The organism is Lactobacillus sp. MRS-253-APC-2B, assembly GCF_012843675.1.
Lineage (GTDB): Bacteria > Bacillota > Bacilli > Lactobacillales > Lactobacillaceae > Limosilactobacillus > Limosilactobacillus pulli.
Genome location: NZ_JABAFO010000002.1, coordinates 139,415 through 162,719 on the forward strand (window position 1 = coordinate 139,415; position 23,305 = coordinate 162,719).

General features: G+C 45.2%; 22 protein-coding genes, 1 pseudogene and 1 riboswitch. Of the genes and pseudogenes, 20 read left to right on the forward strand and 3 right to left on the reverse strand.

All coding sequences use genetic code 11. From position 1 onward, the window contains the following. Positions 1–77 precede the first annotated feature (77 nt). Positions 78–257, forward strand: a riboswitch (Lysine riboswitch). A gap of 126 nt (positions 258–383) precedes the next feature. The 11 genes from lysA (at position 384) to HF864_RS02285 (ending at position 11,552) form a co-directional block, all read left to right on the forward strand. Then, positions 384–1,697 (forward strand): diaminopimelate decarboxylase, encoded by a 1,314-nt coding sequence (gene lysA / locus HF864_RS02235; protein ID WP_169461494.1) that lies wholly within the window; start codon positions 384–386, stop codon positions 1,695–1,697. 45 nt (positions 1,698–1,742) lie between these two features. Next, entirely contained in the window at positions 1,743–2,453 is a 711-nt protein-coding gene (dapD, locus tag HF864_RS02240; protein ID WP_169461495.1) for a 2,3,4,5-tetrahydropyridine-2,6-dicarboxylate N-acetyltransferase, read from the forward strand. A 6-nt stretch (positions 2,454–2,459) separates the two neighbouring features. Beyond that, positions 2,460–3,611, forward strand: a complete 1,152-nt coding sequence (locus HF864_RS02245; RefSeq protein WP_169461496.1) for an N-acetyldiaminopimelate deacetylase — start codon at positions 2,460–2,462, stop codon at positions 3,609–3,611. 12 nt (positions 3,612–3,623) lie between these two features. After that, positions 3,624–4,556, forward strand: a complete 933-nt coding sequence (gene dapA, locus HF864_RS02250) for a 4-hydroxy-tetrahydrodipicolinate synthase (RefSeq protein ID WP_169461497.1) — start codon at positions 3,624–3,626, stop codon at positions 4,554–4,556. Continuing rightward, entirely contained in the window at positions 4,546–5,328 is a 783-nt protein-coding gene (gene dapB, locus HF864_RS02255; RefSeq protein WP_169461498.1) for a 4-hydroxy-tetrahydrodipicolinate reductase, read from the forward strand. Before dapA ends, dapB begins: the two co-directional genes overlap by 11 nt. A 20-nt stretch (positions 5,329–5,348) precedes the next feature. Beyond that, the gene (locus tag HF864_RS02260; protein ID WP_169461499.1) at positions 5,349–6,542 is read left to right on the forward strand and encodes an aminotransferase class I/II-fold pyridoxal phosphate-dependent enzyme; all 1,194 of its coding nucleotides are present in this window, start codon (positions 5,349–5,351) and stop codon (positions 6,540–6,542) included. Positions 6,543–6,557: 15 nt separating this feature from the next. Next, complete coding sequence (locus tag HF864_RS02265; protein ID WP_169461500.1) at positions 6,558–7,616, forward strand: aspartate-semialdehyde dehydrogenase; 1,059 nt, start codon at positions 6,558–6,560, stop codon at positions 7,614–7,616. 117 nt (positions 7,617–7,733) lie between these two features. Beyond that, positions 7,734–8,429, forward strand: coding sequence for a tRNA (adenine(22)-N(1))-methyltransferase TrmK (locus HF864_RS02270; RefSeq protein WP_169461501.1), 696 nt, complete (start codon positions 7,734–7,736; stop codon positions 8,427–8,429). Next, positions 8,426–9,250 carry a Nif3-like dinuclear metal center hexameric protein gene (locus HF864_RS02275; protein ID WP_169461502.1) on the forward strand — a complete coding sequence of 275 codons (825 nt, stop codon included), beginning with the start codon at positions 8,426–8,428 and terminating at the stop codon, positions 9,248–9,250. Before HF864_RS02270 ends, HF864_RS02275 begins: the two co-directional genes overlap by 4 nt. 88 nt (positions 9,251–9,338) lie before the next feature. After that, positions 9,339–10,583: a peptidase T gene (gene pepT / locus HF864_RS02280; RefSeq protein WP_169461503.1), complete on the forward strand. Its 1,245-nt coding sequence runs from the start codon at positions 9,339–9,341 to the stop codon at positions 10,581–10,583. Positions 10,584–10,703: 120 nt separating this feature from the next. Continuing rightward, complete coding sequence (locus HF864_RS02285) at positions 10,704–11,552, forward strand: aldo/keto reductase (RefSeq protein WP_169461504.1); 849 nt, start codon at positions 10,704–10,706, stop codon at positions 11,550–11,552. A 46-nt stretch (positions 11,553–11,598) separates the two neighbouring features. On the opposite strand, the pseudogene HF864_RS02290 reads toward HF864_RS02285, so the two are convergent. Continuing rightward, positions 11,599–12,060, reverse strand: a pseudogene (locus HF864_RS02290) (low molecular weight protein-tyrosine-phosphatase); the annotation flags it as partial. A gap of 170 nt (positions 12,061–12,230) precedes the next feature. Between HF864_RS02290 and HF864_RS02295 the strand changes: the two are divergent. Then, entirely contained in the window at positions 12,231–13,217 is a 987-nt protein-coding gene (locus HF864_RS02295) for a DNA/RNA non-specific endonuclease (protein WP_205882257.1), read from the forward strand. 53 nt (positions 13,218–13,270) lie between these two features. Here the strand turns inward: HF864_RS02295 and HF864_RS02300 are convergent, their stop codons facing one another. Further along, complete coding sequence (locus HF864_RS02300) at positions 13,271–13,474, reverse strand: YjzD family protein (RefSeq protein ID WP_169461506.1); 204 nt, start codon at positions 13,472–13,474, stop codon at positions 13,271–13,273. Between the two features lie 331 nt (positions 13,475–13,805). Next, positions 13,806–14,852 (reverse strand): site-specific integrase, encoded by a 1,047-nt coding sequence (locus HF864_RS02305; RefSeq protein WP_169461507.1) that lies wholly within the window; start codon positions 14,850–14,852, stop codon positions 13,806–13,808. A gap of 302 nt (positions 14,853–15,154) precedes the next feature. Between HF864_RS02305 and HF864_RS02310 the strand changes: the two genes are divergently transcribed. The 8 genes from HF864_RS02310 to HF864_RS02350 all read left to right on the forward strand — a co-directional run bounded on the left by HF864_RS02310 (position 15,155) and on the right by HF864_RS02350 (position 23,186). Next, positions 15,155–15,340 (forward strand): helix-turn-helix domain-containing protein, encoded by a 186-nt coding sequence (locus tag HF864_RS02310; protein WP_045025425.1) that lies wholly within the window; start codon positions 15,155–15,157, stop codon positions 15,338–15,340. Positions 15,341–15,433: 93 nt separating this feature from the next. Next, entirely contained in the window at positions 15,434–16,888 is a 1,455-nt protein-coding gene (locus HF864_RS02315; protein WP_169461508.1) for a phage/plasmid primase, P4 family, read from the forward strand. Positions 16,889–17,865: 977 nt separating this feature from the next. Beyond that, positions 17,866–18,435 (forward strand): hypothetical protein, encoded by a 570-nt coding sequence (locus tag HF864_RS02320; protein ID WP_080890491.1) that lies wholly within the window; start codon positions 17,866–17,868, stop codon positions 18,433–18,435. 14 nt (positions 18,436–18,449) lie between these two features. Next, positions 18,450–18,782 carry a plasmid mobilization relaxosome protein MobC gene (gene mobC / locus HF864_RS02325; RefSeq protein WP_045025422.1) on the forward strand — a complete coding sequence of 111 codons (333 nt, stop codon included), beginning with the start codon at positions 18,450–18,452 and terminating at the stop codon, positions 18,780–18,782. After that, the gene (locus HF864_RS02330) at positions 18,764–20,341 is read left to right on the forward strand and encodes a relaxase/mobilization nuclease domain-containing protein (protein ID WP_169461509.1); all 1,578 of its coding nucleotides are present in this window, start codon (positions 18,764–18,766) and stop codon (positions 20,339–20,341) included. Before mobC ends, HF864_RS02330 begins: the two co-directional genes overlap by 19 nt. Next, positions 20,338–20,637, forward strand: a complete 300-nt coding sequence (locus HF864_RS02335) for a hypothetical protein (RefSeq protein ID WP_045025420.1) — start codon at positions 20,338–20,340, stop codon at positions 20,635–20,637. Before HF864_RS02330 ends, HF864_RS02335 begins: the two co-directional genes overlap by 4 nt. Before the next feature lie 104 nt (positions 20,638–20,741). Beyond that, positions 20,742–20,918, forward strand: a complete 177-nt coding sequence (locus HF864_RS02340; protein ID WP_158423331.1) for a hypothetical protein — start codon at positions 20,742–20,744, stop codon at positions 20,916–20,918. Positions 20,919–22,364: 1,446 nt separating this feature from the next. After that, on the forward strand, positions 22,365–23,186 hold the full coding sequence (locus HF864_RS02350; RefSeq protein WP_169461510.1) for an alpha/beta hydrolase: 822 nt from the start codon (positions 22,365–22,367) through the stop codon (positions 23,184–23,186). Positions 23,187–23,305 lie beyond the last annotated feature (119 nt).

Consider the following 23,305-nt stretch of genomic DNA (forward strand, 5'->3'; position numbering starts at 1 on the left):
TCATAGTAGAAAAAATAAATGAGAAAAATTATTAGAATTGTCTTGACGATTATGAAACTTAATTATAGACTTACTAGTAAATCGAAGAGGCGCAGTCAACATTAGTACCGTATGTTAGTCGCAGACCAGACATTGATCGTACGGGAAAGGGACGACTGCCGAAGCTTTCAGACTGGGTCGCAGCCTGATTGCTGGGGCGTGGCTGAACAAGTCACGGACTGTCGCGGAGAAAAACTTCGCGGAGCGCTATCGACCAATCAGATTAAATTTGACAACAGCCGCAGTGGGTGGCTTTTTGAAAATGGGATCCGTTGTTTGTGCGCGCACGAACAATGGATTTTTTCTTAGCGTTTTCCCCGTCAAAACAACGGAGGTTTTAGATTATGAATTCTCAGATTGCACCGGATCAGATCAATGCCGCAGGTCATTTGACCATTGGCGGCGTTGACTCGCTCGAACTAGCCAAGGAATATGGCACGCCGCTGGTAGTTTACGACGTGGCCCAGATTCGTCGCCAGATTCGTGCTTTTAAAAAGGTGTTTGAGCAGCGTCAGGTTGACTACGCGGTCAGCTATGCCAGCAAGGCGTTTGCCGCGATTGCCATGTACCAGGTTGTAGCTCATGAAGGCGGTCATGTCGATGTGGTTTCGGCCGGTGAGCTCTATACGGCAATCAAAGCCAACTTCCCAATGGAAAACGTATCTTTTCATGGCAACAACAAATCGCGGGCCGAATTGGAAATGGCCGTTGATCACCATGTCGGCATGATCGTGATCGACAACTTCCATGAAATTGAGCTGCTTAATGAAGTACTGGCCAGCCGTGATCAGTCAATCGACGTTATGATGCGGATCACACCGGGGATTTCCGCACATACGAATAAGTATATTCAAACTGGTCAGGTCGACAGCAAGTTTGGCTTTGATCTGCAATCGGGTCAGGCTGATGAAGCCTTGCAAAAGATTCTGGCCAGTCCACGGATGAATATGAAGGGACTGCATGCTCACATCGGCTCGCAGATTTTTGAATTAAATGGCTTTCAGATGGCGGCTGCCAAACTGGTTGAGATTGCAGCTCACTGGCGTGACAAGTTTGGCTATGAGCCAGAAATCGTCAATGTTGGTGGTGGTTTCGGGATTCGCTATGTCAGTGCTGATCATCCATTAAAACCGGAAGATTTTGTAGCAGCAATCATCGAAACTATTAAGGAAGAAACCCAAAAGCTGAACTTAAAGATGCCCGCGGTTTGGATCGAACCAGGTCGCTCAATCGCTGGTCCGGCCGGCTATAATCTTTACACGGTCGGTTCGCGTAAAGACGTTCCTGGTTTGATGCCATATGTCATGATCGATGGCGGGATGGGTGACAATATTCGTCCAGCATTGTATGAAGCCGAGTATGAAACGGTTCTGGCAGCTGATCCACAGGCTGAAAACGAAGAAACGGTTCGCTTAGCCGGGAAGTATTGTGAATCCGGCGATATCTTGAGTCAGCATCAGCCATTGCCAAAAACCAAGCCAGGCGATGTTTTGGCAATGCTGGATACGGGAGCCTATGGATATGCGATGGCTTCTAATTATAACCGTAATCCGCGGCCGGCAGTGGTCTTTGCTGAAAATGGTCAGGCTCACCTGGTAATTGAACGCGAATCGCTTGATGATCTGGTTCATCTTGACCGTTCCTACCCACAAGCCTAAATAGATATTAATAATATAGTAGAAAAAAGATTGGAGTTAATCTAAATGGCACAATTAGACGCACAAAGTATCATCAACTACATTGGCAATGCCCCTAAAAAGACGCCCGTAAAAGTATTCGTTAAGGGTAATCTGACAGCTTTAAACGTTCCTGAAACGATTCAAAGTTTCTTAGAAGCCCATACCGGCGTTTTGTTTGGCGACTGGGCCGATGTTAAGCCATTTTTGGATGCCAATGCAGCCCAAATCGAAGACTACCGCGTGGAAAACGATGCGCGCAACTCGGCGGTACCATTGCTGGATCTCAAGGGGATCAATGCTCGGATCGAACCGGGCGCCTTGATTCGCGACCAAGTACTGATTGGCGACAATGCCGTTATCATGATGGGCGCAATCATCAACATTGGTGCTGAAATCGGTGCCGATTCCATGATCGACATGGGAGCCGTGCTTGGTGGCCGGGCCATCGTTGGCAAGCACTGTCACGTCGGTGCGGGAGCTGTCTTGGCTGGTGTGATCGAACCTGCATCAGCTGAACCGGTCCGAATCGATGACAACGTTTTGATTGGTGCCAATGCCGTTGTGATCGAAGGCGTGCATGTTGGGGAAGGGGCCGTCATTGCTGCCGGTGCCGTCGTAACCCAAGACGTTGCGCCACATACGGTTGTAGCCGGCGTGCCAGCCAAGTTCATCAAAAACGTTGACGACAAGACCGAATCAAAGACCGGTCTGGAAGAAGATCTGCGGAAGCTGTGATGAACAATGACCGAATTAAATGAAGCACAATTAATCAAGATTCGTCGCGATCTGCACCAGATTCCGGAATTGGCACTTAAAGAATTTCAGACGCATGACTACTTATTGGATACGATCAGAGGGTTAGACCAGACTCATCTGGAAATTCGCCAACCGGAAAAACTGCCGACTGCATTGATGGTTTTAGTGCACGGCAGTCAGCCAACCAGAACGATCGGCTATCGAACCGATATTGATGCCTTGCCGGTTGAGGAAAAAACGGGATTGCCGTTTGCTTCCAAGCATCCGGGCGTTATGCATGCCTGTGGCCACGATATCCACATGACGGTTGCTTTGGGTGTCTTAAGCTGGTTTAGCGAGCATCAGCCTAAAGACAATCTGCTGTTTTTCTTTCAGCCGGCGGAGGAAAGCGAAAATGGCGGTAAGCTGGCCTATGAACAAGGGCTGTTTGAAGGCAAGTGGAAGCCTGATGAATTTTATGGTTTGCACGACAACCCGGATCTGCCGGCCGGAGCGATTGGCTGCCGCATGGGGACGCTGTTTGCTGGCACGACTGAAGTCAACATTGATATTACCGGTAAAGGCGGTCACGCGGCCTTCCCACAGGATGCCAATGATACGGTCGTGGCGATGGCGTCTTTGATCATGCAGGTTCAGACGATCATTTCACGCAGCATTGATCCGATTCAAAGCGGCGTGATCACGCTGGGCAAGGTACAAGCCGGTACGATTCGCAACGTGATTGCCGGTCATGCCCATCTGGAAGGCACGATTCGCGGCCTGACGCAGGAAATGATTTTGAAGATCGATCAGCGTTTAAAAGACGTCTGTGAAGGAATTGCCAAAAGTTTTAACGTTGAAGTTGACCTGCAGTTGAATCAAGGTGGCTACTGGCCCGTTGAAAACAATCCCGAACTGACCAAACGCTTTATTGAATATATGAAACAGGCTGCTGGCGTTGAATTTATCGAAACTGCGCCAGCCATGACCGGTGAAGACTTTGGCTATCTGCTGGCCAAGTTTCCCGGCACCATGTTTTGGCTGGGAGTTGAAGATGACTCACAGTTGCATTCGGCAACCTTAAAACCGGATGAACGCGCTATTAAACGGGGCGTGGATGCTATTACCGGATTTTTGAACTATCGTATGCAAAACTAGGGGGATTTAACTATGAATTTACAAGATGCTGATTTGTTAACTGCCATCGTAACACCATTTAATGAACAAAATGAATTGGACTTTGCCAGTTTGGCCAAGCTGACCAACCATTTGATCGAACAGGGCAGCAATGGTTTTGTCATTGGCGGTACGACTGGTGAGACGCCAACGCTCAGCCATGACGAAAAGCTCGCTCTGTATCGTGAGTTTGCTAAGATCATTGATGGCCGCGTTCCGGTAATTGCCGGCACTGGCAGCAACAATACTGCCGAAACGATTGCCTTCACCAATGAAGTAGCTGAGATCGAAGGCATTGACTATGCGCTGGTCGTGGTACCGCCATACAACAAGCCTAATCAGCGTGGCATGATTGCCCACTTTACGGCGGTAGCAGATCAGTCCAAGTTGCCAATCGTGATCTATAACATTCCTGGCCGAACCGGCGTTAAGATGGCCGCCGAAACGATCGTGGAGCTTTCACATCATGAAAACATCAAGGCCGTTAAGCAATGCGCCTCGTTAGAAGAAATGCAGTACGTGATCGATCACAAGGATGAGGATTTCCAAGTCTTTACCGGTGAGGACGCTCAAGCATTGACGGCCCGCGTTTTAGGAGCTAATGGTGTAATCTCGGTTGCCTCGCATAATTATTGTGCCCAGATGCGGGAAATGTATGATCAATTGTATAATGGTAATTGGCAGGCTGCCGCCCGTCTGCAGCGTTGGCTGACGCCAAGGATGGCTGCGCTGTTTATGTATCCATCGCCATCGCCGGTCAAGGCAGTCTTGAACGCACAAGGCTTTGGCGTGGGTGGCTGCCGTCTGCCAATCGCTACTTTGAATGACGATGAGAAGCAGGCGCTGGCTAAGGCACTGTCTTTGCCTGAAGACGCGCTGTTTCATGAATTGCCATTAGATCTTGGAAAGGGTGATGTTGATGACTAGTGTACTGATCGCTGGGTTTGCTGGTGCAATGGGACAAAAGGCCGTTGATCTGGTCAATGGCATGACGGATTTTCAAATCGTTGCCGCGTTTTCGCCACAAGTCGACCGTGACGATCCGGAACGCTACAATCTAAATGATGACGTACAGATTTTTAATGACTTAGTAGCGATTCCCGATCAAGTAGCTGATGTCTGGATTGACTTTACCGTGCCCAGCGCGGTTTACGAAAACGTCAAGTTCGCATTGAGTCACGGCATGCGGCCAATCGTCGGCACGACAGGACTGACTGATGAGCAAGAAGCTGAGTTAAAGAACCTTGCTAAAGCCAATCAGCTGGGTGGCTTGATTGCACCAAACTTTGGTATGTCGGCCGTATTGCTGATGAAGTTTGCCAAGGAGGCTGCCAAGTATTTCCCAGACGTGGAAGTAATCGAAATGCACCATGCTGATAAAAAAGATGCACCATCCGGAACAGCTTTGAGTACGGCTAAGATGATCGCCCAAAATCGCAAGCCGCACCAAAGCAATCCAGACGAGGTTGAAACGCTGGCCAACGTCCGTGGTGGCGACTATCAAGGTATTCGGATTCATTCCGTTCGGCTGCCTGGCTACATTGCCCATGAGCAGGTGCTGTTTGGCGGCATGGGCGAGGCATTGACCATTCGTCAGGATTCATTTGATCGGGGCTCGTTTATGAGCGGCGTTAAGGTAGCCTTGCAAAAGGTTGCGTCGCTGAATGAACTGGTTGTCGGTTTGGAAAATATTCTTTGATGTAAAGGGGAAATTTGTTTATGCCAACTCTAGCAAAAGATCTTAATGAAACGGTCAACCCACGCGTGGCCGCAATCTCACCATCTGGAATCCGCTCTTTTGATGCTCACGTGTCCAAGATTCCAGGCATCGTTAAGCTGACGATTGGCGAACCTGATCTTAACGTTCCTGAACACGTTAAGCAGGCAGCCGTGCAAAGCATCGTTGACAACGACTCGCACTACACGTCCAACCGCGGCAAGATTGAGCTGCGTGAAGCCATCAGCGGCTATCTGGAACGGACACGCGGCGTGCACTATGATCCAGAAACGGAAATCGTTGCTACGGTTGGTGCGACCGAGGCCCTGGCAGCAACGATCTTTTCTCTGATCAATGAAGGCGACAAGGTGATTATTCCAACGCCGGCCTTTTCACTGTACTTCCCGCTGGTTTCTCTGGCAGGTGGGACGCCAGTGCAGGTTGACGTTTCTGAGGACGATTTCGTCTTGACGCCAGAGCTGTTGGAAAACGTTTTGAAAAAAGAAGGTCCTGCCGTTAAGGCGGTTTTGCTCAACTACCCAGTCAACCCAACCGGTCGCGAATACCCACGCGACGTGCTGGAAGGTTTGGCCAAGGTGATTGCGGATCATCATCTGTACGTTTTTGCCGATGAAATCTACAGTGACCTGGTCTACGGCGTTGAGCACACCTCGATGGCTACATTGCTGCCAGACCGGACGATCTTTATCTCTGGTTTGTCTAAGTCACATGCCATGACCGGCTACCGAATGGGTTACTTTGCCGGTCCTAAAGAAGCCATTGACAACATTACCAAGCTGCACTCATTCTTGGTAACCTCAATTACCGACTCAACGCAGGCTGCGGCTATTGAAGCCTACAACAACGGGGAAGAAGATCCGGTCAAGGCCCGGGCCATCTACCAAAAACGGCGGGACTATGTTTTGAAGTCCTTAAACGACATGGGCATCGAAACGGTTCCACCACAAGGCGCGTTCTACATCTTCGCTAAGATTCCAGCCAGCTATGGTACGGACGACATGCAGTTCGCCTTGGATCTGGCCAAGGAGGCTCAAGTCGGCGTAACGCCAGGCAACGCATTTGGTGCTGGTGGTGCTGGCTGGGTTCGGCTGTCATACGCGGCTTCTGATGAGGATCTGCACACGGCCATGGAACGCATGAAGCCATTTATTGAAAAGGTTAACGCAAAGAACTAAAGGAGCGATTCTAATATGAGTAAGCAATACAATGTCGCAATTCTGGGTGCCACGGGGGCGGTTGGCACGCGGATGATTGAACAATTAGCCCAGTCCACGATTCCTGTCAAGCACGTTAAGCTGTTGGCATCCAAGAAATCAGCCGGTAAGACCCTGCAGTTTAAGGGCCAGCCGGTAACTGTTGAAGAAACCACTCCGGAATCATTTGATGGTGTCGACATTGTATTGTCCTCAGCTGGCGGATCGGTTTCCAAAAAGTTCTTGCCAGAAGCCGTTAAGCGCGGGGCGGTCTGTGTTGACAACACCAGTGCCTTTCGGATGGAGCCGGATGTGCCGTTGGTCGTACCAGAAGTCAACGAAGCAGCTTTGAAGGGTCACCATGGCATCGTGGCCAATCCTAACTGTTCCACGATTCAAATGGTAATGGCTTTGGAACCAGTTCGCCGCAACTTCGGCTTAAAGCAGATCGTGGTTTCCACTTATCAGGCAGCCTCTGGTGCTGGTCAATCCGCTTTAAACGAAATGTATCAAGAAGCCCAAGACTTTTTGGATGGCAAGGACATGCAGGCAGATGCTCATATTCTGCCAACTAAAGGCGACAAGAAGCACTATCCACTGGCTTTCAACCTGTTGCCACAGATTGACGTTTTGGAGGAATCCGGCTACTCACACGAAGAATGGAAGATGATTCATGAAACCAAGAAGATCATGCTTGGCGACATGAACTCACAAGACATTAAGGTTACGGCTACTTGTGTCCGGGTACCGGTTCCGATCGCACACGGCGAAAGCGTCTACTTTACGGTTGAGGATGAATCGGCTACGGCTCAAGATATTATGCGGGTTGTGGCTGACTTCCCTGGCAACGTTTTGGAAGATGACATTGCTCATCAGATCTACCCACAGCCAATCAATGCGGTTGGCAAGCGGGAAACGTTTGTTGGTCGGATTCGTCCTGATTATGAAAACAAGGGTGCCTTCAACATGTGGGTTGTAGCTGACAATCTGTTGAAGGGAGCTGCCTGGAACACGGTTGAAAATGCCGAGCGCCTGGTAGCACTGGGTCTGGTCTAATTAAGATACGTTGAACTCAGAAACTGCCTTAAATTGAAAATCCGTCTTGCTGATTGCGGGACGGATTTTTTTGTTATACTGGAAATATAATTTGGAATCAGGAAGGAAGATTTATTTATGGATGCCAACCATCTTTCATTACGATTGGCGCGTGTTGCCAGCTATGTGCCTAAAGGAGCCCGCATGGCTGATATCGGCTCAGATCATGCCTATTTGCCGGCCCATCTGGCATTGAATCACCAGATTGAGTATGCCGTAGCCGGTGAGGTCGTCAAAGGTCCCTACGAAAATGCTGCCCATGAGATCAACCAGTTAGGGCTGACCGATGTGATTCAGCCACGCTTAGCCGATGGACTGGCTGCTATCCATCCTGCTGATCATGTTGATACGATTACGATTGCCGGAATGGGTGGAACCTTGATTGCCAAGATTTTAGATGCCGATCAAAGCAAGCTTTCCGGCGTCAAGCGGCTGGTCCTGCAGCCTAACGTTGGCGGCGAGCGCGTCCGAGAATGGCTGTTGACCAATCGCTGGCAGATCATGGCTGAAGAAGTTGTCGAAGAAGACGATCACATCTATGAAATTATTATGGCTGAGCCATCGATTGTGCCGTTTGCCTATAACGACCGTGAGCTCAAGTTTGGTCCATTTCTACTGGAGCAGGACAGTCCGGCCTTTAAAAAGGAATGGCAGGCTGAATTAGCGCGGCAGGAAACGGCGATCAAGCAGATGCAAAAAGCTGCCCAGCCGCCAGTTGAAAAGATTCGCGAATTTGAAAAAGAGATGCAGATGATCAAAGAGGTGATCAAATGACAACCGTTAATGATATCATTCAACGCTTTGAACTGTTTGCCAATCCTAAACTAGCCGAGTCTTGGGATCATGTTGGCCTGCAGCTGGGCAATCCCGAGCGCAAGGTTAGGCGGGTCATGGTAGCGCTGGACTGTCGCCCTGAGGTAGTTAAAGAAGCTATCGAAAAACAGGTTGATTTTATCTTCAACCATCATCCCGCTATGTTTCATGCCGTTAAGACCTTGGATGTACGCGACCCCCAGATTGCCATGTACCAAGCGCTTTTGAATCATGATATTACGGTCTATGCTGCGCATACCAATCTTGACAATGCCAATGGCGGTATGAACGATTGGCTGGCTGATCAATTAGAATTAACTGACGTTGAGCCACTGCAGCTGACGGGTGTTGATCCCATCTCGGGTCGCGATTATGGCATGGGCCGTATTGGTGAGCTGGTGCAGCCGATGAGCCCAGCGGCGTTTGGTCAATGGTGCCTAGAAAAGCTTGATCTAAAGGGTGCACGACTGATTGTCAACCCAATGGATCAAAAGCAGCTGATCAAGCGGGTAGCCGTTTTAGGCGGTTCGGGACAGGATTTTTGGCAGCTGGCTAAAAAACGTGGTGCCGATGCCTATGTAACTGGAGATGTCAGCTATCACTTTGCCCATGATATGATTGCCAATCACTTAACGGTTGTGGATGCTGGACATCATATTGAGGTCGTTTGCCAAGATCGTTTAGCAGCTTTGCTTGAAAAGTGGCGTCAAGAAAACGGCTGGGACTTTGAGGTCATTACTTCTGAGGTTAATACGGAACCTTTTGAATTTATTGTCAGATAGATCAAAAAAGTCCAACATAACTGTCAAAAAGTGCTAAAGTTGATTTAATCGATAGTAGTGATTGATTTGTAAAGAAAAGGTGATAGATTTGACAGAACAAACATATCCTGAACTGTTGCCGCGGTTTTTAAAGTACGTCAAAGTTGAAACACGCTCTGATCCAAAGTCAGATACGGTACCTTCCAGCCCTAAGGAAACGGCCTTTTTAAATCAGCTGGCCCAAGAGCTTAAGGAATTGGGATTAAGCAACGTGCGGATTCATCCCAAGAATTCGTATCTTCTGGCAACGATTCCAAGCAATCTGGATCATGATGCGCCGGTTGTTGGTTTCATTGCTCATGTTGATACGGCTGATTTCAATGCTGATCATGTTTTGCCACAGGTTGTGGAAGACTATGATGGTCAATCAGATATTGCACTTTCTGATAGCGGCTACCAGCTTTCACCAGCTGAGTTCCCATCGTTAAAAAAGTATGCTCATGATACTTTGATTACCACGGATGGCCGGACGCTGCTGGGTGCTGATGACAAATCAGGCGTGGCCGAGATTGTTACAATGGCTTCGTATCTTTTGCAGCATCCTGAAATCAAGCATGGTACGATTCAAATTGGGCTGGGTCCGGATGAAGAAATCGGAACCGGAGCCGATCACTTTGACGTCAAGGACTTTGGCGCTGACTTTGCCTACACGGTCGATGGCGGTCCACTGGGTGAGCTGGAATACGAAACGTTTAATGCTGCTCAGGCTGAGATCACGATTACGGGCAAAGACGTGCACACTGGGGTCGCTAAAGGAACGATGATCAATGCCATTCAAGTCGGTATTGATCTGCATAATCGTCTGCCAGAACATGACCGTGCCGAAGAAACTGAAGGTCGTGAAGGCTTTTATCACCTTTACAAGTTTAATGGCGGTGTTGATCATGCCGAGATGACCTATCTGATTCGCGATCATGACCGGCAAAAGTTTGAGAATCGTAAAAAGAATCTAATGCAGATCGTGGCACAGCTGAATCAAAAGCTGGGTGAGGATCGCATTCAGATGAAGCTGTACGATCAATACTACAACTTAAAAGATGCGCTCAAAGATCACATGGAAGTCGTTGAAATTGCCAAGCAGGCGATGGAAAATCTGGATATCAAACCAGTGATCTATCCGGTTCGTGGCGGCACGGATGGTTCGACAATCTCCTATTTAGGATTACCAACGCCAAACCTGTTTGCTGGTGGCGAGAACATGCACTCACGCTTTGAGTACGTTTCTTTGCAGACCATGGAAAAAGCATTGGATGTCTTGGTTGAAATCGCCAAGCTGACGGCACAAGAAAAATAGTTAAAAAGCCCGTCGCAAACTCGCGGCGGGCTTTTTAACTGAATTTTAGAAAACGCTGTCATCATTTGGCCAACGGTGATAAGCTGAAACAAACAACCTCAATCAGAAAGGATGATGAAGATGCAAACCGTTACGATTAATCAACGCGTCTTGCCAGCAGTTGGTCTGGGTACCTGGCATATGGGAGATGATCCTGTTAAAACCGAACAAGAAATCAAGGCGCTGCAAGCTGGTATCAAAGCAGGAGCTCGGGCAATTGATACGGCCGAAATGTATGGCAACGGCAACGCGGAACGACTGGTTGCTCAAGCTATCAAACCGTTTGAACGGGAAGATTTGTTTATCATCGACAAGGTACTGCCGCAAAATGCCGGCCGTGCGCAGTTGGAAAAAAGTCTGGATCGCAGTTTGAAAAACGTTGGTACCGATTATTTTGATCTGTATCTATTGCACTGGCGCGGGCAGATTCCGTTGGCTGAAACCGTGGCTGAATTAGAACGGGTTAAGCAGGCAGGCAAGATTCGCGCTTGGGGCGTTTCCAATTTCGATGTGGCCGATCTCAAAGAGCTCTTTGCCTTGCCAAATGGCATCAACTGCGCGGCTAATGAAGATCTTTACAATCTAGATCGCCGTGGTATTGAGTATGATCTGCTGGCCTGGCAAAAGGATCATCAACTGCCATTGATTGCTTATTCACCGGTTGCGCAAGCTGATTCGCTTAGTGGACGCTTGAGTAATAATCCAACGCTTAAGAAGCTGGCGGCAGTCCATCATGCTACGGTTTATCAGATCATGCTGGCCTGGACCATTCGCTGCGGCAACACGTTAACGATTCCACAATCCAGCAATCCAAAACATGCCGAACAAAACGTGGCTGCGGGTGAGATTGAATTTAGTGACGCCGAGCTTTTAAAATTAGAGCAGGCCTTTCCGTCACCAAAGCAAAAGCAGCCATTGGCAACGATCTAGCAGCCGAATTGACGCGTCTGACTTTTAGTTGTGATATTATAACAGCCATCTCTTTAAGCCCGATTCGTTTCAGCCAGGCTGGCAGTGCTTCGCTTAATGACTCGTACGTATCATGGAAACGATGCGTAATCCAAGGATCGACAATCCAGTGATCCTCTTTGCCAGCTACAGCCATATAGATTCCATGAACCTTGTCAGCCAAACCAGCTGGTGCCATGGAGCGGGCATCCAGCATATTCATCTGATCCATTACCAAAATGTAGTCGGCATCATAAAAGTCTTGATCATTTAACTGCCGCGCAATCAGTCCATCTGCTGATAAATCGTGTTCGGCAAGGACGGCCTTGGTTCTGGAGTCAGCTGGCGAGCCGGCTGCAATGTCGCTGGTACCGGCTGAGTCAATCTGAATCTGATCAGCCAATCCGGCATCAATCACCACTTGATGAAACATGGATTCAGCCATTGGTGAGCGGCAGATGTTGCCTAAGCAGACAAAAATAACCTTCATTAAAAGCTGCCTCACTTACTTTTGTTTAGGCATTATAACAGCTGGTTAGTCTAAATTGGTTCAAAATAGAAAAGAGTCGCGGGATTGCTGAAAATGTGTTACTCTAAAATTAGAGATGGAGCGATTGAAATAAGATCGCTCCTTTTTTGTTGATTCTGGGGGAGTGTTCAATGGAAAATAAAATTCTAAAGATAATGTTGGTGCCGTTGCTGGCCTTGGGAGTCGGTCTATCGTTACCGCAGCCTTCAATGACAAGCTCGGTTCAGTCGACTGTCGCTTTGGCCGCCAAAAAGCAGGCAAAGCATCAGTCGCAGCGGGTCAAAAAGCAGGCAGCTGCGTCTTCCAGTCAATCTGATGAGCAGCTGGCTCAGCTCGATTATCAAGGTACTCAGACAATCAGCGTTAATAACGGCCAGCCGACGTTTAGCAATGAGGACTTAGATACCAGTCATGGTGCCTGGCAGCAGTATGGCAATTTAGATCGTTTGAACCGGGCCACGCAGGCTAATGCACTGCTTAATCGTTCTTTGATGCCAAAGGCCAAGCGCGAGCCGCTGACTGTTGATCCAACCGGTTGGCACAACAAAAAAATCAAGGGCGGCTATTTATATAATCGATCGCATCTGATTGGCTACCAGCTGACGGGTCAAAACAACAACTGGAAAAATCTGATTACGGGAACGCGCTCGCTGAATGATCCCGAGATGGTACGCTATGAAGACGAGGTAGCCGACTATCTGCGGGCTAATCCAAATGATTATGTGCGTTATCAGGTTACGCCGGTTTTTCGAGGCGATGAGCTGTTGGCGCGCGGCGTGCACATGCAGGCACAATCGGTTAACAGCCAGGCGGTCAGCTTTAACGTTTATATCTTTAACGTTCAAGATGGCGTCACGCTCAACTATGCTGACGGTACCAGTACGGTTGATAGTAATGCTCAGGCAGCCAGCTCTGCGCCAGCGGTGGTTTCAAAGGTCAGCGATACGACTGCAGAGCAGGGCAGCAATGATCAGGCAACCGTCTACGTTACGCCAAACGGTACCAAGTATCATTTGAATCGCAACTGTCGGGCATTGTCTCGCTCCAAAACGGTTGAGACGATGACACAGGGACAAGCAATTGCTGACGGCTATACGCTGTGCGGTTTTGAACGATAAAAAAGAGCACCGAGATGAATTCTCAGTGCTCTTTTTATAATTGCAGAAATAAATTATTTAGCAGCCTTGTCTGGGTTAGCCTGCTTTGAAATCAGGGAAATGCAGTTGGTTGCCAATAATGCTACAACTACGGCAACGATCCCAGCGGTTGTGTAGTTGACCGTGGCGCCTTCCAGTTGACCAGCGATGTAGCCCAAAACGTCACCCAGGATAAAGCTCCAGATAATGATCATGATTTCTTTGCCAATTGTACGCATTTTAGTTCACCCCTTAGTTATATACAAGAATATTTTATCATAAAAAGATTGAATTGAGTATCGTGAATCAAAAGCTTTTCGGCTCAGCTGTCGCAGTAAACATCGTGGGCAATCCGTCTGAGTTGGTGATGTCTGATTCTCAGCGATCAGCCCCGACCCATTGGATGATTGAACGGCTCATGATTTGATTGACAAAACTTTCTAAAGATTAACGTCCTAAATGTGAAAATGATGTTATGAATCTAATTCTCATTACACGAATGCCTTTATATCAATGCTTTCAACGGTTACAGACCGGTTAAAAAGATGCGAGAGACATTGAAGGGGAAAATTATACGTCAAGACTATTAATCAGACCGCTGTATCGTTCAGCGGTCTTTTTTGTTACATGCAGATAGATCTGGCGCGTAATGGCGGAATCTTTATGACCCAACCGTTTTGAGATCAGCTCAATTGGGACGCCTAGCTCAGCTAACTTGGAAGCGTGGGTGTGGCGAAAAATATGAGTCGACAGCGGTTTGTCTAATTCCAAAATTTCTTGAACGATTTTAAGCCGATTATCTATTGAAAGGGGGTGAATAAAAACACCGGTTTTAGTTTGAATACTAAATAAAAGGTCATCAGGCTGCTTGCCCAAACTATAAAGGCGATAAATTCTGACTGCTTCATCTGGTAGAAGAATGGTACGGTTGCTGCTTTGAGTTTTGGGCGTGCTGCTAATTGTAAACTCGCTTTTTTGCCTTTTGGAATATTCAAGAGTGCAGTCAATTTTGACAAACCACTTGCCATCCTCTTGAAAAATTTTCTTGGCTTGTAAGGCGAGAACCTCACCGATCCGCATACCCGTAAGATATTGCCACAACAAGACATCAGCGTACATTGGATTGACGGATCTAACAGCTTCTAGGACCTGTTTAACCTCTTCATCATCAAGGTACTTGTCTTCAATGCTTTTCGCTGAGTTATTGCGTTTCCAATTGATCTCAAGCTGACCAATTGGGGCTGCGATATAGTCATGCCGGTACGCATAGCGCATTATCTGATTGATTTTGGACTTGATCGCGCCAACGTAAGCATTGTTATATCCGCGCTGATAGATCATGGCTTCTAGCGTGTTGGTCAGATATTTATTGGTGATTTTAGAAACTAAGATATCAGAATTAAAGTTTTTTAAAACACAAGCTTTGAAAACTTTCCAAGATGCAAAAGTTGAAGGCTTAACCGTACGTTTGTAGTATTGATCAAATTCTTCAATCAGCTCACCGAATGTAACACCTTCTTTGATCTGACCGTCTGCAAGATGACGAAGCTTCTCTTCAATTCGCTTGTTTAGGGTCTGCTGCGCCAGCTTGCGCGTAGTATTGGTTTCTTTGTCCATTGTAATTGATACGCGCGTGTACTTGAGCGTCAGAGGGTTTTTGAATTGTTCGACAAACTTTACTTTGCCGGTTTTTGTGGGTTCAGTCCACATGATTGATCCTTCTTTCTATGAATTTACGGCTGCCGGGCACGCGCATAGCTAAAGGATCAATCAAAATTCTATTGATTTAATTCAATGATACTACTTTTGCCGCAACCTCGTTCCAAGGTTGGAACGAGGTTAAACAAAAAGAACGTGGCGAAACTTGTCGCCCATCAATTTTTATTTAAATTAAATAAAAAAGAAAGGAGATGTGAGATATGGAGCAAGAATATTTTAGCCTGACTGATGCTGCTAAGTACCTTGGATATGGCTCAAAGCACGTCGTATATGACTTGATCAAAGCGGGAATGCCAGTCATCAAGGTTGGTAAAACAATGAGGGTTAGCAAAACAGCTATTGATAGCTTTATGAAAGCTCATGAAGTTGTTACTGACGAAAAGTAAGCAAGAAGGCAATAAAAAAGCCGAGTTACGCAAGCACTCGACCAGACACATTTATTGCCTTCATTTTACAAGAAAATGGAGGAAAAAACAACAATGGAGAAAAAGAAGAATAATAAAGTAATTGTTATTAACAATTGGCTGTACACCAAAGACGAGGACGGCAAGATCAAGGTTAAATTACTTAATTTAGCTAATTATTTGATGAACAAATATCATTTTACTTTTAATCTCTTCGACCCCCACGGCTTCTGGTGGGAGCCAAATAAAAAGCAATGGCATACACACGCTGATCGTCATTTGAAAAAAATTATTCCGGAAGTACTTGAAAGTGAAATTGGTATTATGTCGGGTAGCGTGGTTTCAGCGATCGTGTCGAATATCACCACGAGCAAGGGTGTTGATGAAAGCTTAACAGATAAATTTGCTCTCGAAAGCAGAAATAGACACCTGGTCGTTTTTAAAAACGGAACATACGATTTGGATAAGGATAAAATATTGCCCAACAAGTATGACAATTATATTCTGCAGAATCACGAATATGACCTGGGTGAAATTTCTGAAGAAGAGACAGTATGGGATCGGTGGCTTAAAGAATCAATTGTTGATCCCAATGCTAAGCGCGATGATCAAGGACTTTTGAGAAGCGAAGGGGATCAAAAAGCTGTAGAAGTATTTAAAGCATATATCGGTTGGGCCATGGCCGGAAGCTACAAGGAATTCCAACATTTTTTGCTGATTTATGGAAATGGCGGTGAAGGTAAGTCAACCATGCTTAATATGGTTGAGAATTTATTCGGGCAAGGCAATGTAGCGAATGTTGACTTAGGCGCTTTAGGAGACAGCGATAAGGCACGTTTTAACTTAGCGAAGCTCAACCGAAAAGAGTTGAACTACTCAGATGATATAGGTAACGGTTTTATAAAAGAAACTAATATTTTAAAGCGGCTGACCGGCGGTAATCGTATGACAGCCGAATATAAAGGTAAGGATCCGTTCGAATTTACAAATGAAGCCAAGCTGATCTTTACATGCAACAATCTGCCTTCATTCAGTGATACTTCACACGGAATGGAGCGACGGCCAATTATCATTGAATGGCGTCGTATCAAGGGCTTCAAAGAAAAATACTCAATGGATCAATTCGAGCGCGATAAGCCAGCATTCGTGCGTGAATGCTTGGTTGCTTACAAATCTGCGTTGCAAAACGCCAAGAATATGGTAGAGCCAAGACTGCCAATGACTGAATTCATGGAGCAGCGGGCCAAGGAATGGATCCAGGCAAACGACGTAATTGGCAACTGGCTTGCTGAAAACTGTGAACTTGGCGAAGATCAAAAAGTATATCGTGAGCAAACGGCGATGCTATACAACAACTATGTTCGTTACTGTAAAGATAGCGGCGTGCAGCACCTTGGTATAACAAAATTCAACGTTGAAATGAAAAACCGAGGTATTGAACCGAATAAGAACGTTCGTATCAACGGCAAGCAGCACAAATGTTATGTTGGCGTTCGTCGAATTGAAAAATATGGATCCGATCTATATTGAATTGAGTGTTACCAATTGTTACCAATTACTTTTGCTGTTACTAATCATTTTCACTGTTACCAATATCATTTGAGTTGGTAACAATGGCTATAAACGTTGATATGACGGCATTCATGAACGTTTTTGCTATTAACACAATCAGCACTTTTCACGCCACGGCACAACAACTGAACGAATCGGTAACTTGGTAACAATAGCTATAAACGTTGATATGACGGCATTTATCTGTTACCAATAATCGGTAACTGTTACCAATTGTTTTTTAGCGCTAGGACTAAAAGGTAACAGCTACCAATTAAAAGTAACAAATTTAGTCCTACAAACGTTGATATGACGGCATTTCGTTTCGCTGTTACCAAGTTACCAATTTCTAGAGTTTCTCCGCGCTACAAAAGCATAATTCATTTTGATCATCAACAAACGTTGATATGACGGCATTCTTGGTTTGCTGAATTTTCTTTCAGTGCTTCGCCTGAAATCAATTGGTAACACCAAAAATTAAAACCACCAAGATGATGATTATGGCTATACGTCAAGACGGGTTCCAGACGTCAACCAGGCGATTAAATTTAAAAAAATCCGTAAAAAGCGGTGAGGCGGTGAGGTTTTCGCCAAAACCCATGGGAGAGTAAGCGCTAGGTACATTACCGGCGCGGTGAGGTTTGGTGAGGTAGTGTATTGTTTTGGTGAGGGTTTTCGCCAAAACCCTTGGGAGAGTAAGTGTTAGGCACATTACTGGAGCGGTGAGGTTGAACATAAAACCTCACCGAATCTTATTGAACATTACCGAACCTCACCGCATTACCATATTTATCTAGAATTTTTTCAAATATTTACCTACCAAGAGATATTTGGTTACCTTCTGCTATAAAAATAGCGTCTGATCCGGCGTGATCGCCGGAATACCCCTCAATGAGACCGGTGTTGCGTGTGCAAACCTAACCTCATTGAGGGGTGAAAGAGAGAGGAGCAAAAAAATGTATCGTGAAATCATAATCAAAGATGAAAAAGGCAATATTAAGAGGCATACGTATGAACATCTTCTCACGGAAAAGCAATGGCTGAAGAAGCAGCGGCAGTTGCGAAAGAACGCGACGGGAGAGTTAATAAGTTGGTCTAACCATTATGGCGGCGGTCAGGCCTTATATTTTGAAGAAGCCGAAACAAAAGTAATGAGTAAGACAGAGCGCATGCGACGCGAGAAAGCTAAGAAAAAGGCAAAACTGGAGGAAGAGAAAAAACGACAGCTGGAGCTTGAGTATGAGAATGCAAGGACCTCATATCAATGGCTGCATGATTGTCACCGTAAGATTATTAATTCTGATAACGGCTTTCATGTTGAAAAATACCGTTATGACAATGACAACAGCGCAGATGATCCATTCTATTTGGCCGAAATGCCATACTTCTATTATTTGGAGCGCGATACAAAACCCGTAGATGAAGCTGAGTATGAACGCCTGAAGCAGCTTTATATCAAAAAATATGGGGGCTGGGAGCATATTGATTTAGACAATACCAAATATAATGGGAAGCCATGGTATTAAGAGGAGGCAGGAAGATGCCAAGAACTGATAATCATCAGGTTAATATTAGGGTTAACGAGGCCGAGTATGCTAAAATCCAGGCTTCGGCACGCATTATGGGCTTGTCTGTGCCTAAGTATTGTAAGCACTTAGTAATGCGCTCAAAATTGAAAGAACCGAAGCTGGCGGACGACGAATACCATAAGATAATCGTTGATCTATCCCGTATAGGCAACAATATCAACCAGATTGCCAGGCGTCTGAATCAGTCCAAAAGCGAAGTCGCAGAGGAGGAATGGATTGCTGTTAAAGACCAGTTGGAAGCACTAGATAAGGAGGTGGCTCATGTTTGGCTACGATTAAGATGAACCGAGCTAAGAGTGCAGCAGCAGCCATCAGCTATGCTTTAGGGTCTAATCGAATGAAACAGGAGACTAAAGACTGGTTGATTAAGCATGGCTGCCCGCCTGGAGCATTGAAAAACAATGATCGGGCGGTTGTCAGAAGCGGTATTAACATCAGTCCAACCTATGCGAATGCTGAAATGAAGGCAGTGAGACAGCATGCTAATGGCGATACGGTAAAAAATCAAGCGGTCAGAATCATACAATCATTCTCGGCTGATGACCTGGACATCACAAGCCCTGAGAATTGGCAAATATGCAATGATATTGGTTATGAATTTGCCAGGCGGGCTTTCGGCGGGCTTGATGATGAAAACCAAGACGGCTATTATCCTCCTTATCAAATTGCTGTATATACACATGTTGACGGAAAAGGCCATAAGCTGCACAACCATATCATTGTAAATAAAACCAATCTTCATGATAGCAAGCAGTGGACGGTTGACAACCTGGATCAAGAGTGGCGTAGCTTTCGTGAGATCAATGATGCTGTCTGTCGTGAATATGGCCTTAAGATTACTCAGGAACGTTCCAAAAAAGTTAAAAAGACGATTAGCGAGCGCGAATTGGAGCTAAAGGGCCAATACGTGTGGAAGAATGACCTTAGGACTAGAATTGATGAAGCGCTGGCTGAGATCAGGAAGAAGAACATCAATCTAGAAGATGCCCTGAAAGCAAGAGGCGTTGACGTGAGACGACGCGGGCAGAATGGAATAAGCTATGCCTTCATTGACGAAGAGGGTAAAAAGCGGATCAGCCGTGGGAAGCGCCTGGGCACGAATTACGAGAGGGAGAGTGTAGATGGATATGAACAAGAAATCAAACAGCAACGAGAACAACAAGAGCGAGCAAGAGAAGCTGCTAGATCAGTTCGTCTTGACGTTAGACGATCAACAATTGATGCAGTTCAAAACCATCAGCAGCAATTGGAACAGAGCGTTGGAGATGCAGGAGAAAGAGTTGAGCGAGTTGGAGCTAGAAAACAAGCGGTTATTGAGCTTGTTAGAAGCATTCAACAAGCAGTTGACCGATCAATTGCCTTAATGAAGCATCTGAGAGCCGATTTTGAACGTCGAAAAGCTGAAATGAAACGCTTTCAAAATAAAATAAGACAATTTGACGTTAAAAGCTATAAGGATCTGGAACAACAAATGTGTTTGGTTGCTAAGGTGGCTGAGCAATCGAAAAAGACTGCTGCGCCTAAAGCAATCGTGGCTGTAACGCTGAGGGACGAGTTGCCGGAGAACAGTAGCAATCCGCTAATAGCTGCTACGGCCGATATGACGCAGTACCTGGTCATGATTGATCAAGGCGTATGGTCAGGAAGGCAGTTTGAATTTTCAGGTAGAGAGAAAGAGGCCCTGGAGAAAGCAACGCCGGAGCAGTTGAAGAAAATCAACGGTATTGCCAAACGACAGGCTAAAAGGCTATCTGGCATTGTTGATGAGGCTGTTGAGAGACAGAAAAAGAATGCTGAACGGCTTAGAGCTGTTAGAAATCGAGGAAAGAGGTACAGAAGATGACATCCAGATATGATATTGCGGCGATCAAAAAGCAACTAGCAGCCGCGGAAAAGCATGACAAGGAAATTTATGGCGAAAAAGTCCGCAAGATGCTGTTGGAAAAGACAAATTTAGACAGCTTAAAGGACGTATTGCATGACTATGATATTATTGTTCTACCAAAAAAGAAAAATGACGTACCAGAAAAAACAGAGAAGCCCCATTTGAAGTCTAAAAATATTCCATCTGTTGATGAATGGAATAATAGGAAAGATATTTCAGAAACAGATTTTGGAACGGAGGAAAAACTTTTCTAACTTTTTAAAAGTACACAATTGTAGTCATTTGTTAAAAATAGGACTTTTAATAATTATTTTAGTCATTATGTGGTATACTTTCAGAATTAAGGAGGTGAGTAATCTTGAAACTGAATAAAATGAGTAAGGCTTGCATTGTTGCCGTTATGGTTGCTGTTTTTGCAGTTGTCCCATTAGTGCAACTTAATGCTGGACAAAACGCTAACTATGTTAGTGCTTCTTCTAAAAAAGTAATGAAGCATTACTGGGGCGCAGGTTGGCAATGGTTTCATGGTATTTAGATCTTGTCAGTAAATAAACCTGTACTTAAGCTTATCAAGAATGAAAAGATAAAGTATTTATTCTGGGGAATTGTAACAACAGTATTTTATTTTGTCGTCAGATTATTATTAGATACATTTGTAACACCTGTTCTTTCAGCAACAATCACTGAAATTTTGACTATTTTCTTTGCTTTTTATGTAAATAGGAGATTTGTTTTTACTAAACAAAAATCAAAATCTCTAGTTTACCAGCTAATTACATTTTTTAGCGGACGAATAGTTGTTATGTTTGCTGATATGTTAATTACCTTTTTAGCAATAGAAAAGTACTATGCTTTTTTTATCGCTGTGTTTAAATTAAATACGTTGGCTTATGCTTTGGATTCTATTATAGGTATTAATTATTTGACAGGTTATAGATTGAATAATTTATTTTGGATATGCATAATCCAGATCTTTGCAATAGTGTTCAACTTTATAGTATCAAAATATTTATCATTTAAATGATGACAGAACATAAGAGGCTGAGAAACAGTCTCAAAACAAAAAATGTTAGAAATTACGTTGCTGAAAACGTTGATTTCTAGCGTTTTTTTTATTCAACTGAAATTATGACGAAACTTTGACGCTAGAATCTCTTTATTCGGGATCATAACACTTCTAATTATCTATTGATTTAAAAGAATACGACGCCTGAACGCTCATTACGCAATCGCGTTCCTGCTTAGCGTTCTAAGCCCTCAGCACTCGCTTTTCGCTCATGCTGCTGGCAAGAACGAAGCACCTTAACGCTCATTATTCAATCGCGTTCTTGTGCTAGTGTTCTTAATCTCCAAGCTTCGCTAACCGCTCGCTTGTCAATAAAGAACACTATATTGAAGGCAAGCACCCTCTTTTGTAGACTATATTACATATAGCTACAAAGAATGCTTGCAAAGGGACTGCTTCGCTCCCCTTGACCCCTTAGACAAACTTTTTAACAAAAAGTTTGATCAAAAAGCTCGGCCTAATTGACTTTTCAAGCCAATTACTAGCCTCGCTAACGACAACAATTTGCGCGAAGTGATTTCATCACTTCAGCAAAAAAAGTTGTCGTTTTTTCGGCTGCAACCAAGATCAAATATGCTATACTGGTTGCAGCTGATCAACGAACAATTCGTTGATAAATCTATCTATACGTAACAAAAAAACCGTTACCTTAATTTCAGGTAACGGCCGTGCCCGACAGTTTGATTCATTAAAATTTCTCTAATAATCTCAGAAAACTACCAAGTTTGGCCGTACAGAGAGCGCTTAAGGGGGAAAAAGGGGAAATTTTTGATAAGGTATTACATCATTTGATGATTTGGGTAGTTAATAGAAGCTTATAATATCAGCGCTTTGATATTCTTTGACAGTATATGATTTACTCCCTCGGAATTATGTTATAATTTTAATGATTTTCTAATTGAGGGAGGAAGAACTATGTCAGAAGCGATCGGTGAATCTCAGCTGCTGATTAAGACCCCAGATCATCAGCAGTTGTTTGTAAAACAGAATCGGCCACTGGCACTACAAGCTGTTTTGGTAGTCGTGCATGGTCTAGGTGGACATCAAGGGCGCTATGACTATCTGACCAACTGGTTTGTTGCCCATCATGTTGCCGTTTACCGCTATGATCATCGCGGTCATGGTCAGACTCCTGGGGCACATGGCGTTTATGGCGACTTTAACCATTTTCCCGATGATCTTAAAACCGTTGTCGATTGGGCCAAAAAAAACACGCCGCATCTGCCAATCTTTGTCGTTGGTCACAGTCTGGGCGGCGGCACGGCGATGGCATTTGGTGCCAAATATCCAGCAACGGTCAATGGCATTATTTCCGTTGGGGCCTTAACGAGATATCATAATCAGATCTTTGGACCAGTTCATCATTTTAAAACTGATGAGACAATCAGTGGCAGTTTTGGTGATCGAAGCAACAGCAGTGCCTGGATGCGAAAAGACTATCAAGACGATCCCTTGAATCTAACCGTAATTAAAGGATCACTGCTGAATGCGGCTTTGGATCTGGTTGCGTTTAATAAATCGCATGCTGCTGATTTTGTGGATCCGGTTTTGGTTCTGCATGGTGCCGAAGATGGCGTGGTCAGTGTCGATGACTCAATGGACAGTTATCGTGAAATCGCTTCGGTAGATAAAGAACTGCATGTTTACCCATGTTTAAGACATCAGGTTTTAAACGAACCATCGCGCCGTCGAGAAGTATATCAAGAAATCTTGAACTGGATGAAAAAACATGGCTAAACGAGTTAAAGAGATCAATTGCCTAACTATTTTATAGATAATATTGCCCCAGCATGTTAGCCTGGCGGGCCAAACGCTGAAAATCAGTTTGCTACCGATTTTCGACGTTTTTTCTTACT

What these genes read in the sequence shown, in the direction of transcription:
- dapD (WP_169461495.1), top strand. Translation starts at nt 1,743, where the DNA reads ATGGCACAATTAGACGCACAAAGTATCATCAACTACATTGGCAATGCC.
- dapA (WP_169461497.1), top strand. Translation starts at nt 3,624, where the DNA reads ATGAATTTACAAGATGCTGATTTGTTAACTGCCATCGTAACACCATTT.
- HF864_RS02305 (WP_169461507.1), bottom strand. Translation starts at nt 14,852, where the DNA reads ATGGACAAAGAAACCAATACTACGCGCAAGCTGGCGCAGCAGACCCTA.
- HF864_RS02315 (WP_169461508.1), top strand. Translation starts at nt 15,434, where the DNA reads ATGGAGAAAAAGAAGAATAATAAAGTAATTGTTATTAACAATTGGCTG.
- HF864_RS02270 (WP_169461501.1), top strand. Translation starts at nt 7,734, where the DNA reads ATGGATGCCAACCATCTTTCATTACGATTGGCGCGTGTTGCCAGCTAT.
- lysA (WP_169461494.1), top strand. Translation starts at nt 384, where the DNA reads ATGAATTCTCAGATTGCACCGGATCAGATCAATGCCGCAGGTCATTTG.
- mobC (WP_045025422.1), top strand. Translation starts at nt 18,450, where the DNA reads ATGCCAAGAACTGATAATCATCAGGTTAATATTAGGGTTAACGAGGCC.
- HF864_RS02265 (WP_169461500.1), top strand. Translation starts at nt 6,558, where the DNA reads ATGAGTAAGCAATACAATGTCGCAATTCTGGGTGCCACGGGGGCGGTT.
- HF864_RS02245 (WP_169461496.1), top strand. Translation starts at nt 2,460, where the DNA reads ATGACCGAATTAAATGAAGCACAATTAATCAAGATTCGTCGCGATCTG.
- HF864_RS02350 (WP_169461510.1), top strand. Translation starts at nt 22,365, where the DNA reads ATGTCAGAAGCGATCGGTGAATCTCAGCTGCTGATTAAGACCCCAGAT.
- HF864_RS02285 (WP_169461504.1), top strand. Translation starts at nt 10,704, where the DNA reads ATGCAAACCGTTACGATTAATCAACGCGTCTTGCCAGCAGTTGGTCTG.
- HF864_RS02295 (WP_205882257.1), top strand. Translation starts at nt 12,231, where the DNA reads ATGGAAAATAAAATTCTAAAGATAATGTTGGTGCCGTTGCTGGCCTTG.
- HF864_RS02310 (WP_045025425.1), top strand. Translation starts at nt 15,155, where the DNA reads ATGGAGCAAGAATATTTTAGCCTGACTGATGCTGCTAAGTACCTTGGA.
- HF864_RS02300 (WP_169461506.1), bottom strand. Translation starts at nt 13,474, where the DNA reads ATGCGTACAATTGGCAAAGAAATCATGATCATTATCTGGAGCTTTATC.
- HF864_RS02335 (WP_045025420.1), top strand. Translation starts at nt 20,338, where the DNA reads ATGACATCCAGATATGATATTGCGGCGATCAAAAAGCAACTAGCAGCC.
- HF864_RS02275 (WP_169461502.1), top strand. Translation starts at nt 8,426, where the DNA reads ATGACAACCGTTAATGATATCATTCAACGCTTTGAACTGTTTGCCAAT.
- HF864_RS02260 (WP_169461499.1), top strand. Translation starts at nt 5,349, where the DNA reads ATGCCAACTCTAGCAAAAGATCTTAATGAAACGGTCAACCCACGCGTG.
- HF864_RS02320 (WP_080890491.1), top strand. Translation starts at nt 17,866, where the DNA reads ATGTATCGTGAAATCATAATCAAAGATGAAAAAGGCAATATTAAGAGG.